At 50.7% G+C, this 11313-nt stretch carries 12 protein-coding genes; 7 read left to right on the top strand and 5 right to left on the bottom strand.

The features are described from left to right. Window positions 1-8: 8 nt before the first annotated feature. On the bottom strand, window positions 9-1334 hold the full coding sequence (gene hisD / locus H1D31_RS11590; RefSeq protein ID WP_261259027.1) for a histidinol dehydrogenase: 1326 nt from the start codon (window positions 1332-1334) through the stop codon (window positions 9-11). A 4-nt stretch (window positions 1335-1338) separates the two neighbouring features. After that, window positions 1339-2247, bottom strand: coding sequence for an ATP phosphoribosyltransferase (gene hisG / locus H1D31_RS11585; protein ID WP_008607636.1), 909 nt, complete (start codon window positions 2245-2247; stop codon window positions 1339-1341). A 487-nt stretch (window positions 2248-2734) separates the two neighbouring features. On the opposite strand from hisG, the gene H1D31_RS11580 reads away from it, so the two are divergent. From H1D31_RS11580 to tsaB, 3 genes are all read left to right on the top strand, one after another. Then, window positions 2735-2980 (top strand): hypothetical protein, encoded by a 246-nt coding sequence (locus H1D31_RS11580; RefSeq protein WP_008951523.1) that lies wholly within the window; start codon window positions 2735-2737, stop codon window positions 2978-2980. 111 nt (window positions 2981-3091) lie between these two features. Further along, window positions 3092-5038 (top strand): ATP-dependent DNA helicase, encoded by a 1947-nt coding sequence (locus H1D31_RS11575; protein WP_261259024.1) that lies wholly within the window; start codon window positions 3092-3094, stop codon window positions 5036-5038. After that, window positions 5038-5736 carry a tRNA (adenosine(37)-N6)-threonylcarbamoyltransferase complex dimerization subunit type 1 TsaB gene (gene tsaB, locus H1D31_RS11570; protein ID WP_065956250.1) on the top strand — a complete coding sequence of 233 codons (699 nt, stop codon included), beginning with the start codon at window positions 5038-5040 and terminating at the stop codon, window positions 5734-5736. Before H1D31_RS11575 ends, tsaB begins: the two co-directional genes overlap by 1 nt. Window positions 5737-5796: 60 nt before the next feature. Here the strand turns inward: tsaB and H1D31_RS11565 are convergent, their stop codons facing one another. Next, entirely contained in the window at window positions 5797-7158 is a 1362-nt protein-coding gene (locus H1D31_RS11565) for a hypothetical protein (RefSeq protein WP_261259021.1), read from the bottom strand. Between the two features lie 288 nt (window positions 7159-7446). Here H1D31_RS11565 and H1D31_RS11560 point away from each other — a divergent pair, with 288 nt between their 5' ends. Beyond that, complete coding sequence (locus tag H1D31_RS11560) at window positions 7447-7767, top strand: hypothetical protein (RefSeq protein ID WP_261259018.1); 321 nt, start codon at window positions 7447-7449, stop codon at window positions 7765-7767. 84 nt (window positions 7768-7851) lie between these two features. On the opposite strand, the gene H1D31_RS11555 is transcribed toward H1D31_RS11560, so the two are convergent. Then, window positions 7852-8085, bottom strand: a complete 234-nt coding sequence (locus H1D31_RS11555; protein WP_261259016.1) for a type II toxin-antitoxin system ParD family antitoxin — start codon at window positions 8083-8085, stop codon at window positions 7852-7854. A gap of 155 nt (window positions 8086-8240) precedes the next feature. On the opposite strand from H1D31_RS11555, the gene H1D31_RS11550 reads away from it, so the two are divergent. From H1D31_RS11550 to H1D31_RS11540, 3 genes are read left to right on the top strand one after another with little or no spacing between them, the layout of a single operon-like run. After that, on the top strand, window positions 8241-8978 hold the full coding sequence (locus H1D31_RS11550) for an SDR family NAD(P)-dependent oxidoreductase (RefSeq protein WP_261259014.1): 738 nt from the start codon (window positions 8241-8243) through the stop codon (window positions 8976-8978). Next, entirely contained in the window at window positions 8975-9472 is a 498-nt protein-coding gene (locus H1D31_RS11545) for a DUF2878 domain-containing protein (RefSeq protein ID WP_261259013.1), read from the top strand. Before H1D31_RS11550 ends, H1D31_RS11545 begins: the two co-directional genes overlap by 4 nt. After that, complete coding sequence (locus tag H1D31_RS11540; protein ID WP_261259012.1) at window positions 9465-9965, top strand: chalcone isomerase family protein; 501 nt, start codon at window positions 9465-9467, stop codon at window positions 9963-9965. The genes H1D31_RS11545 and H1D31_RS11540 overlap by 8 nt, the downstream gene beginning before the upstream one ends. A gap of 3 nt (window positions 9966-9968) precedes the next feature. Here the strand turns inward: H1D31_RS11540 and H1D31_RS11535 are convergent, their stop codons facing one another. After that, window positions 9969-11282 carry an alkaline phosphatase gene (locus tag H1D31_RS11535; protein ID WP_261259010.1) on the bottom strand — a complete coding sequence of 438 codons (1314 nt, stop codon included), beginning with the start codon at window positions 11280-11282 and terminating at the stop codon, window positions 9969-9971. Window positions 11283-11313: the final 31 nt, after the last annotated feature.

Raw genomic sequence — 11313 nt, 5'->3', positions numbered from 1 at the left:
GCTCTGCCTTAATTCTGTTCTTGTACTGCGCTTTCTAGGGCTGCTAAGCGCAGCCGCACGGCATTGGCGTGCGCTTCTAAGCTCTCTGCCTCGGCCAGCGTAACAATCGCCGGGCCAATATTGCGCATGCCGGTTGCCGACAAGCGCTGCACTGTGTAGCGGCGGAAAAAATCACTTAGCGACAAACTCGACACGGTACGGCTATAGCCATAGGTTGGCAGCACATGGTTGGTGCCGCTGGCATAGTCACCGGCCGACTCCGGCGTCCACTGACCAACAAAGATGCTGGCGGCGCTGGTAAATTGCGCGGTTAAGGCTTCGGCATTGGCGGTTTGCACAATTAAGTGCTCCGGCGCATAGGCATTGGTCACGGCCACTGCCGTGGCCTGATCCGGCGTTAAAATAGCGCGGCTGTGCGCCAGTGCCTTGGCGGCAATCTCTTTACGTGGTAAGGCCGCCAGCTGTGCTGAGAGCTGCAAATCAACCTGATCGATCAGGCTCTGGCTATCGCTGACTAAAATGACCTGTGAATCCGGGCCATGTTCGGCTTGCGATAACAAGTCGGCGGCAATAAAGGCCGGATTGGCCAGCGCATCGGCCAGCACCAGCACTTCAGACGGGCCGGCAGGCATATCAATCATCGCACCACGCGGATCCTGACTTACCTGCTGCTTAGCTTCTGTCACATAACGATTGCCGGGGCCATAGATTTTATCTACTTTGGCAATCGTCTCAGTGCCATAGGCCAGCGCGGCGATCGCCTGGGCGCCGCCAATAGTATAGATCTCGGTAATGCCGCAGAGGTTAGCAGCATAGATAATTTCCGCTGCGATATCTGTCGCTGCCGGTTTGCCCGGCGGAGTGACCAGCACCGCACGCGGGCAAGCTGCTAATTGTGCCGGTACACCAAGCATCAGTACCGTGGAAGGTAGCGGCGCGCTGCCGCCAGGAATATAGAGGCCAACACTTTGGATCGGCTGATTCTTTAGCTCACAAATCACGCCAGCGCTGGTTTCAACTTCGATATCGCGCGGCAGCTGGGCGGCGTGAAACTTGCGGATATTGTCGTAGGCCAGTTCAATCGCGGCTTTGCGCTCCTGACTTAGCAGACTTAACAGCCGTTGTTGTTCATCGAGACTGAGCTTAAGCGGGTTATTATCCAGTTTGTCAAAGCTGGCACTGAAAGCCCTTAAGGCGGCATCACCTTCGCTTTGTACCTTAGCAATAATCTCGCGCACCTGGGGTGCCAGGGCTGCGGCATCCGGCAGCGCCGGGCGGGCTAATGCCTGTTGCTGTGCAGAAGTGTCTAACGTGGCCCAATCGATACGCTGCATGATGTTACTCCATCATCTTCTCAATCGGCAGCACCAGAATAGAGCTGGCGCCAAGTGCTTTTAACTGCTCCATGGTTTCCCAGAACAGGGTTTCGCTACTGACCACGTGAATGGCGACCACATCGTTATTCCCCGCCAGCGGCAACAGTGTTGGGTTTTCGGCGCCAGGTAAAAGTGCAATCACTTCATCTAAGCGGGAGCGTGGTGCGTGCAGCATAATGTATTTACTTTCATTTGCCTGCATCACGCCCTGAATGCGTGGCATCAGTTTTCTAATCAGTTTTAGCTGACCGGCATCTGTCAGACCTTTGCGCTGAATCAATACCGCTTTGCTGCGGTAAATCACTTCGGCCTCTTTTAAACCATTGGCTTCCAGCGTGGCGCCGGTAGAGACCAGGTCACAGATCGCATCGGCCAGGCCAGCACGCGGTGCCACTTCTACTGAGCCGGTGAGCATCACGATGCGGGCATTGACGCCTTGTTGTTTTAAAAAGCGTGCCAGTAAGCGCGGGTAAGTAGTGGCAATTGTTTTGCCATCCAGGCTTTGTACACCCTGGTAGTTTTCCTCTTGCGGTACCGCAATTGATAAGCGGCAGCCGCCGAAATCCAGTCGCGCCAGCACCTCATAGTCGAAGTTTTCCTGATCTAACTGGCGCTGTAGTGATACTTCTTCCAGCACGTTTTCGCCGATAATGCCCAGATCACAGACGCCATCCATCACTAAACCCGGAATATCGTCATCCCGTACCCGCAGAATATCAATCGGCATATTTTCGACATGGGCAATTAGGCGCTGTTCACGTAGGTTAATTTTTAAGCCACAGCTACTAAGCAGTGCTTGCGAGTCCACGGACAGCCGCCCGGATTTTTGCATCGCGATACGTAAACGTTTACTTTCAATGGCCGGACTCATACGTCACTCCTGATAGTCGAAAAATAAAAAACCTGAAAACAAAAAACCCCGTGGCACTGGCCTGCGGGGTTTGATATGACAGTATCCACCGGAGGCCTTAGCAATAGCCCTCCGCCTAAGCCGGAAGGCTAGGTGCTATGATGATGGTGCAGTGATACAGTGAACAGTGTCATGGGTTAATCCTGTACGTTAGATGCTATACAAGTTACTCCTGGCAAGCCTTGGTTGCAACTATTATTTTCAGTGGCAAATACGGCAATGTTTTTTAATTTGTTTATTAATCAGTGCTTTGTATTTTTTCGGCTTGTTTCGCATTAAAGTTTTTCAGTGTTTAAAGTTCAAGACTGGCAACTAATTGCCTGTTTTGTGGTCAGGTTGTATAGGCAATATTGCTGATTAAAGTTTAGGCTAATGCAGTCGATAACAGTATGGTATTGCAACTTAACGCTTTACGGCGGCCACGTTTTTAACACAGGCAGGAGGAATGATGGACGTTTTTATGCCCTTTATTCAACGCACCCCGGGAACCCCTGTCGAACAGGATCCACGGCAGGTGCTGCCTGTGTTTAAAGAAGCCCGGCTGGAGCCGCTAAAACGCAATGAGCAAAAGTTTTTAATTCTGCGCCGCTTTGCCAAAAAAGCGCAGTCAGATGACTTTCCGCCAGCACCCTACACCACGCCAGAGGAAGAGCAGCACGTCGATAAAGATGGCCATGTAGATATTTTTATCTGATTTTCGGCGCTGACAAGGCATAATAGCCGGCAATTGCTTTGTATTTTGCTTCTTTCTTCGTCTGGTTGAAGCCTTATTACTATTCTGGAGCTGCTGTGCTGCGTTATTGTGATGCCGTTACCCGAGGTACTGATGTCGGCTAAGGTCAAACATGCCTTTGCCGAACAGGGCACCCTGGCAAAACAGATCCCGGGCTTTAAGCCGCGTGCGGCGCAGCTGGAGATGGCACAGGCCATAGCAGAAAGTATCTCGGCCAATGGTGTTTTGGTGGTGGAAGCGGGTACCGGTACCGGTAAAACTTACGCCTATCTGGTGCCGGCACTGCTGTCCGGTAAAAAGGTGATTTTATCAACCGGCACCAAAAACCTGCAGGAGCAGCTGTACTTTCGCGATCTGCCAACGGTATTACAGGCGCTGGCCCTGCCGGTAAAGACTGCGCTGTTAAAAGGGCGGTCAAATTATTTATGTCTGTTTCGCTTAGAGCAGCATTATCAACATATCCCTAGTGCTGATCCTGAGCTGATTAATGACCTAAGCCTGATCAAAAAATGGGCCGCGGAAACGCAAAGCGGTGATATCGGTGAGCTCAGTTATATCGCCGAAGACTCGCGGGCGCTGCCTTATGTCACCAGTACCACCGATAACTGCCTGGGTAAAGACTGCCCGGTGTATGAAGACTGCCATCTGCTAAAGGCGCGCAAAGAGGCGCAAGCGGCTGATCTGGTGGTCGTCAATCATCATTTATTTTTTGCCGATCTGGCGCTAAAAGATACCGGCTTTGGTGAGCTGTTACCTGACATGGAAGTGGTGATCTTCGACGAAGCGCATCAGATCCCGGATATCGCCAGCGATTATTTTGGTGAGCATTTCTCCAGCCGGGTGTTGCTGGATCTGTGTAAAGACTTAGAGCAAATCGGCAAAACTGAACTGAAAGATCTGATCCAGCTAAGTAAAGCCGCCGATAAACTCTCCAGCCTGACCCGCGACTGGCGGTTGCAGTTTGCCGCCGAGCCAGCGCGTGGCAACTGGCGGCAGGCCTATCAGCAAAGCAATATGCAAACGGCAGTGATCCGCATTAATGATGCGCTGGAGATGCTGTATCAGATTGTAAAAAGCAGTCTTGGACGCAGTCAGGCGCTGGATAACTGCTATGAGCGGCTGGCGCAGCTAAAAAGTCAGTTACCGAAATTGCTGCAAACCGAGCAAAGCGGTGTCAGCCTGTGGTTTGAAACCAGCCGCTTGCACGTGACATTGCATTTAACGCCGCTGAGTATTGCCGATAAATTTCAAAAACTGGTATTTGCCGCTGAACGCAGCTGGATCTTCACCTCGGCCACGTTGTCAGTAGATGAGGGCTTTGCCCATTATCAACAGCAAATGGGCCTAGACGGTGCTCGTACACTGTTGCTGGAAAGCCCTTTTGACTATGCGCAGCAGGCACTGCTCTGTGTGCCACGGTTTTTACCCGAGCCCCATGAGCCGGCGATGGCGCATGCTTTGCTCAGTTTAGCTGTTCAGCTGATCCAGGCGAATAATGGCCGCTGTTTCTTTCTGTTTACCAGCCATCGTATGCTGCAATGGATGGCTGGCGCCTTGCCGGAGCAGATCCGCCAGCCGGTGCTGGTGCAGGGCAGTACCGGTAAACGTTTGCTATTAGAGCAGTTTGTGCAGCTGGAAAATGCGGTGTTATTGGGCACCGGCAGTTTCTGGGAAGGGGTGGATGTACGGGGCGATACCTTAAGCTGCGTCATTATCGACAAGCTGCCCTTCGCTTCGCCGGACGATCCCTTGCTGCAGGCACGCAGTGAAGACTGTACAATGCGCGGCAAAGATCCGTTCGCCGAGGTACAGTTACCCCAGGCGGTGATTACGTTAAAGCAGGGCGTAGGGCGGCTAATTCGCGATGTCAGCGACCGCGGTGTGCTGGTGATCTGTGATAACCGGCTGGTGACTAAGCCCTATGGCGCTACGTTTTTAAAGAGCCTGCCACCGATGCGCCGTAGTCGCGATCTGGCTGAGGCCTGTCAGTTTTTACATGCTATGCAACAGGATAAATGATGAAGTTTTTAGCCCTGGATACCTCTACCGAAGCCTGCTCGGTCGCTTTAGCTCTGGATGGCCAGATCTTAGCGCTGGATGAAGTTTGCCCGCAGCAACACAGCAAACGCATTTTACCTATGCTACAGCAGCTGTTAAGTGATGCTGGCGTCAGCCTTTATCAGTTAGACGGTATTATCTTTGGTCGTGGCCCCGGCAGTTTTACTGGCGTCAGGATTGGCGTGTCCGTCGCCCAGGGCCTGGCTTTTGGCGCAGATTTGCCGGTATTCGGGGTGTCAACCCTGGCGGCGATGGCACAGGCGGCAGCAGTGCAGCAAAACGCCACAGAGGTGATTGCCGCTATTGATGCCAGAATGGCCGAAGTTTATATCGCAGCTTATGCGTTAGATGAAGCGGGTTTAATGCAAGCGATAACGCCGGAAATTGCGGCTAAGCCGGCCGCTTTACCTGAGGTTTTGACCTCACTGTCTTTTACTTCACAGGTGTTGGGTGTTGGCACCGGTTGGCAAACTTATCCGCAGGCACTACAGCAGCTGGCGCCAGCGCTGATTGCTGATTCGATTCTGTACCCGTCAGCGCAGTTTATGTTGCCTTTTGCCAGCCGAGCCTGGCAGCAACAGTTATTTGTCAGCGCCGAGCAGGCCGAGCCGGTCTATGTACGCGATGAAGTCACCTGGCAAAAACTCCCCGGCCGCTAACTTATCCACAGCACTCCGGTACCGGTACGACCTCCGAGGTCCTACCGGTACCTGGGGGCGCTAGCGTTGAGTTGTAACCTGAATTCCAACAGCGCTGTATTTTGCCCATTTACCAGTCATTCTAGCCTCGAATGACAGTTTATTTCGCTCGACTTGGTCTGACATAAACTGTTGATAACTCTGGCTATCACCGTATCTGATTACTGAAGCTGATACTGTGCTTGGGGCTGCATCGTCAAACTTATTGTTGATGCCATAATCCGCCGGTACAATTTCATCTGGATACGTGCCTTGTAATGGACCAATAAAGCTTTGGAAATAATGAGTTCCGTCTTTTAGTGTGGTTTGCGCATATAGATAAAAGGTATTAAAACCTTGCACTGCGCCAAGGTTGTAATTGTTGTTAGATGAAGGTAAATCCTGTACTAAGAATCTTTCTAGCGACTCCTGTGCGTCAGAGAATGGAACGTTTAGGCTAAGAGGTCCGGTCAATGGCGGCGTGATATTTTGGCGTTGAGAGGCAGAGCGGAACACAGTGGTGCCATCAACGGTATCTACCCGATTTTCAGCCGCTCGGATTGACACAAAAGTAACCCCATCGAGTTGATTAAACACATAAATTTCGTTGCTATATAGTCGAGTTCTCAAACCAAACAAACCGCTCTCGGTATAATGAGTTTCAACTAAAGATGCGTTACTGGTATTGAGACTGACCGGGATTATTGATGCCATCTGATTTAACGACAGCTCAATATTGCCAGTAACTGCATACTGCTTGATACTTGCGGCTATCGCATTAGCTGAGCCACCATTAGATACTGCTGTCAGTAGAGGCCAGCTGCCGTTTGTAACGCGACACAATCCGACTTGTTCAAACACAATCTCATTGAAAGCTGCCTGAGTTTTACGTTGCTCTGCGCTACTAAAGCCGGTTAACTGCGTAGTTGCAGGATTAAGTGCACCGTATGATGATGTCACTCGCACATCCACATTACGACATTCACAGCCGTCAGAGGTCTTGCCCGGAACGACTATTGTGCCGATATCACCAACTGGGTGTTGGGCGTAGGAGTTAACCTGAAACTCTTTTTCACCAGTAGTGCTAAATGAAATGACACTGAGGTTTACCAGGTTAGAGCCTGATATCGAGCCAGATATTTTTCCGGTGGCATCAGCACGGAGTCGACTCAGTACCCGCCAATTCTGGTCATGGAGCAAAATTTCAGCATTTGATGAGTTGCGAACGGTTCCACACATAGTTTCCTGAACAACACTCGCCGTTATGGTGTTGCTGATTCCCGGAGTCGGTGTTCCGCCACTGCCTGTTCCTGGTTGTGTCGTTGAAGTGTCGCTGTTGCCACCGCCACAAGCCGATAACATGCCAACAGCCAGCAGACAGGCTAAACGTTTGAATTTATGCACAGCTAATCCTTTAGTAATTTTGATTTTTTATGGTATTCACCAAGTTTGGTGGCATAGCGCTATTTTGGGGTTGCGCCATGTTATCATCGTTGTTAATTAAATACATTAATGGTTAGAGCTGACTTTATTAAATGACATGATTACGTTAGCGGGCTGGGGAAGTGCCAGATTATTGCAGCCCATTCACTCGTAGGATGGTAATAAATTTAAGGTCGCATAACCGAAAGTTGACATTAGCGCCTAATAATTGCCTATAATTAGGCCAGTTATTACTAAGTAGCGGCTTATATGAGCATTAACGCCAGCAATAATATCAATGCCAGCAGTTTGCTAAACCCGGCGACGAATCGTCCGCAACCGGTGCGGCAAACTACGCCTGAGCGCCAAGCTGCAGAGGCGCAAAGCACGCAACAAGCGGCAGGAATCCGTGTTGAACGGGCAGTGATTGAGCGTTTGGATAATGAACGTGAGGCTGAGCGCAATCGGCAAAACTTTCGCGATAGCAGCGAACCCCAGAATGAACGGGCGATAGCCGCTTACCAAAGCTTGCAAAATGAACAGCGTCGCAGTGAAGTACAAGCGATGCTGGGTGTTGATCTCTACGCCTAACTTTTGTCTTCTGGCTAATTTTTGAAATAGCCATCAATATCCATTTCTTGATGTGGTACGCCGATTACATCAATACAACGGCCACTAATCCGCAATTAGCTGGTCGACGCTAAAGTCCTCAACAAACTGTCCCTCTCTGGCTTGCAAGGCACCCTGAGCTAAATGTGCACGTAAGGCTTCAAGTTTTGCCTTACGTTCTTCAAGCGTTCTCAATGCATCACGCACCACTTCACTGGCCGAACCGTAGCGACCGGTTGCAATTTCCTTCCTGATAAAGGTTTCCCAATGCTCGCCCAAACTCAAACTTGTCGTTGCCATATAAGGCCTCTCGTATTCATAAATGATAATAATGAATATAATCTTGAAGTGTATAAATGACAAGCAGCCTGACTATTTTCAATTGTTTTGCGTTAAAGCACTACTGAACTGTTCGCTATACTTTACGTATAAGCTCCAACTGCAATGGAGTATTTATGACCTCAACGATTTTAATTACCGGTGCCAGCTCTGGCATTGGCCGCGAAACCGCACTGCATTATGCCCGTAATGGCTGGACGGTATATGCGGTGGCGCGCTCTGCGGATAAGTTAGCAGAACTTTCAGCCGAGGTGCCGCAGCGTATTGTGCCGGTAAGTTTGGATCTGACCGATAGCGCAGCCTTAACCAGCTGGTTTGCCAAGTTGCCGGCTGAGCTGCGTTTCGATGTGGTGCTGCTTAACGCTGGTAACTGCGAATATGTAGAGGCGACTAACCTTGATATCAGCGCTTTTGAGCGGACTTTTGAGCTCAATGTGCTGGCTGTGGTGCGGGCGGTAAAAGGCGCGCTACCTCGGCTTAGCGACGGTAGTACTCTAGCCATCGTCAGTTCGATGGCGCATTTCTTCCCCTTTACCCGGGCTGAAGCCTATGGCGCCAGTAAAGCCGCAATTAGCTATTTCGCTGATAGCTTACGGGTCGATTTAGGTGAAACCGGGATTAAGATCTGCCTGATTGAACCGGGCTTTATCGATACGCCACTCACCCAAAAAAATGACTTTGCGATGCCATTTTTAATGCCGGTCGCTCAGGCTGCAGAGCGTATTTACTCTGGTATCGCAGCGGGCAAACCGCGGCTGCGCTTTCCAAGGCGTTTAAGCCTGATGCTAAAGCTGTTAAGTGCTTTGCCTTATGGCCTGCGGATTAAATTGGCGAACCGGATGAAACAACAATGAGTGCCGCCGTGTCTAAGCTTAACTGGCGGGCCATTATCGGCTTTGAGTTGTGCTGGTTTTTGCTGGTGTATTTCCAGCAGCTGGCGTTCTGGCCGGTACTGGCGTATTTGATTTATGGTTTGTGGCGTCTTATTGGCACGCGGCGACGGCTGGCTGTTGTGATTATTGCGCTACTGGGTGTCGCGATTGACTCAGCATTGATCCAGCTGGATATTTTAAGTTTTGCCCTGCGCGACAGCTTGCCACTGTGGTTTTGGTTGCTGTGGGGTGTTTTTGCCCTGGCAGTGGTGGAGTTGTTAGCCGATTTTCTACAAAAGCCCTGGTTAGCTTTTGTATTGGGGGCAGCTGGCGGGCCTTTATCCTATATCGGCGGCGCCGCGTTAAGTGGCGGTGTGCTTAGCTTCCCGGCCGGCTACCTTTCTTATGGAGTATTAGCGTTGATTTGGGGCGGTCTCGCCGTCCTTTATGGTCAAAGCAGGAGGTTTTATGTTTAGAGTATCAGCATTTGCATTATTGCTGGGACTGGCAATGCCGGCTACGGCCTTACCGGATCTCACAACAGTAGGCGAGGGCAGCTATCGCTATTTGTTCTGGCAGCTATACGATGCCCGGCTGGCGACAGCTGATGGCCGCTTTGTCGATTACCAGCAAAGTACCCCCTTGTTGCTAGAGCTCACCTATAAGCGCAAAATCAGCCGTGATCAGTTTATTAAAGCCACCGTCGATGAGTGGAAAAAGCTAGGTCAAAGTAGTCCCGAGCAGCAGCAACAGTGGGCCGAGCAGTTAAAAAACTTATGGCGGGATGTAAACAAAGGGGACAGCCTTGGCGCTGTATTATTAGCGGATAATAGCGTGGAGTTCTATTTGAACGGCCAGAGCACTGGTGTGTTGGCCGATCCAGATTTTGGACCGGCATTTTTTAATATCTGGCTTCACCAGAATACCAGTGCACCCGAACTTCGGGCGCAGCTGATTGCCAGCGAGTAAGACTTACTCGCTGGTTTTAGGGGTTTGATTGGTACTGATATAGCGGATCAGCTGTTTCGCGATATCGGTATTATCCATAAAGCCGCGGAAGGCCCCGCTGTATTTACCATAGGCCATCACCGGTACATCTGCCGCAGTATGGGCACCGGTAGTCCAGCCGGTATAGGAATACTTTGCTACCAGTCTGACCGCAACTTCACGTAGATCTTTTTGCTCTTTACCACGAGCGGCCAGCAACTGCTTTTGTTCTTCATCGGTAATATTAATGCCGGTCAAGGCTTGCCAACGTGCCAGCGCTGCCTGTTCGCTGTCTGACGCATTCATTTCATCGGCAATCCGGCGGCCAGTCGCCTTAACACCACGTATTACCTCGGGTAACCACAAATATTTGCCATCGGCACCCAGAGACATACCACCCGTCTCATGATCTGCAGTAATAACTAACAAGGTATCCGGGTTAGCATCCACATAGGCTTTTGCCACAGCTACCGCTTTGGCAAAGTCATGCATTTCGGCCATAGCGCAGGCGATATCATTATCATGACCACACCAGTCAATCTGGCTGCCCTCAACCATTAATACAAAACCTTTCTCGGCCGGGCTTAACAGTTCTAACGCTTTTTGCGTCAGGGTGGCGAGTTGACTGGGATGTTCTGAATTTAATGCAGCCGGCAGACCGATGTGATCCAGCAGCGCCAGCGCTGGCTTGGTCGTCAGCTGCTTCAGATCCTGCCAGTTATCAGCATACTGATAGCCATGCTGTTTAAATTCAGCGACCAGATTGCGGTCATCACGAATAAAGTACGAAGTACCGCCTCCTAAAATCACATCGGCCACTGGCTGGCCATTAATCCGGTAATCCAGGTACATATCAGCAATAGCTTCGTAATTACGACGATGCACGTTATGGGCAACAAAGGCGGCCGGCGTAGCATGGTTAACCTGAGAGCTGGCAACAATACCATTGGCTTTGCCCAAACGCTTGGCCAGCTGCATCATGGTGCCAATCGGAATATGCTGGCGGTTTACCGAAATAGCGCCGTTAAAGCTTTTTACACCGGTAGCCAGCGCGGTGGCACCTGCGGCAGAGTCGGTAACCAGGGTGTCATCGTCAGGATAGGTACTGGAGGCACCAACCAGTAATTGATCAAAGATCGTCTGCTGCACCGGCCGCTCGCCCTGATTCAGGTAATAACGATAGGCGGTTAAATAAGCCGGGCCCATACCGTCACCAATCATATAAATTATATTTTTCGGGGCAGCGACAGCGGGTAAGGCCAGGAGACAACTTACAGATAACAGCAAACGAAAACGCATCAGATAACCTTTTTTGCAAACAGGAGGGAAC

Origin of the sequence: Alishewanella sp. BS5-314 (assembly GCF_025377695.1) — a bacterium.
Taxonomy (GTDB): Bacteria; Pseudomonadota; Gammaproteobacteria; order Enterobacterales; family Alteromonadaceae; genus Alishewanella; species Alishewanella aestuarii.
This window is presented reverse-complemented; position numbering and strand designations above follow the sequence as displayed.

What these genes read in the sequence shown, in the direction of transcription:
- hisD (WP_261259027.1), bottom strand. Translation starts at nt 1,334, where the DNA reads ATGCAGCGTATCGATTGGGCCACGTTAGACACTTCTGCACAGCAACAG.
- hisG (WP_008607636.1), bottom strand. Translation starts at nt 2,247, where the DNA reads ATGAGTCCGGCCATTGAAAGTAAACGTTTACGTATCGCGATGCAAAAA.
- H1D31_RS11580 (WP_008951523.1), top strand. Translation starts at nt 2,735, where the DNA reads ATGGACGTTTTTATGCCCTTTATTCAACGCACCCCGGGAACCCCTGTC.
- H1D31_RS11575 (WP_261259024.1), top strand. Translation starts at nt 3,092, where the DNA reads ATGCCGTTACCCGAGGTACTGATGTCGGCTAAGGTCAAACATGCCTTT.
- tsaB (WP_065956250.1), top strand. Translation starts at nt 5,038, where the DNA reads ATGAAGTTTTTAGCCCTGGATACCTCTACCGAAGCCTGCTCGGTCGCT.
- H1D31_RS11560 (WP_261259018.1), top strand. Translation starts at nt 7,447, where the DNA reads ATGAGCATTAACGCCAGCAATAATATCAATGCCAGCAGTTTGCTAAAC.
- H1D31_RS11555 (WP_261259016.1), bottom strand. Translation starts at nt 8,085, where the DNA reads ATGGCAACGACAAGTTTGAGTTTGGGCGAGCATTGGGAAACCTTTATC.
- H1D31_RS11550 (WP_261259014.1), top strand. Translation starts at nt 8,241, where the DNA reads ATGACCTCAACGATTTTAATTACCGGTGCCAGCTCTGGCATTGGCCGC.
- H1D31_RS11545 (WP_261259013.1), top strand. Translation starts at nt 8,975, where the DNA reads ATGAGTGCCGCCGTGTCTAAGCTTAACTGGCGGGCCATTATCGGCTTT.
- H1D31_RS11540 (WP_261259012.1), top strand. Translation starts at nt 9,465, where the DNA reads ATGTTTAGAGTATCAGCATTTGCATTATTGCTGGGACTGGCAATGCCG.
- H1D31_RS11535 (WP_261259010.1), bottom strand. Translation starts at nt 11,282, where the DNA reads ATGCGTTTTCGTTTGCTGTTATCTGTAAGTTGTCTCCTGGCCTTACCC.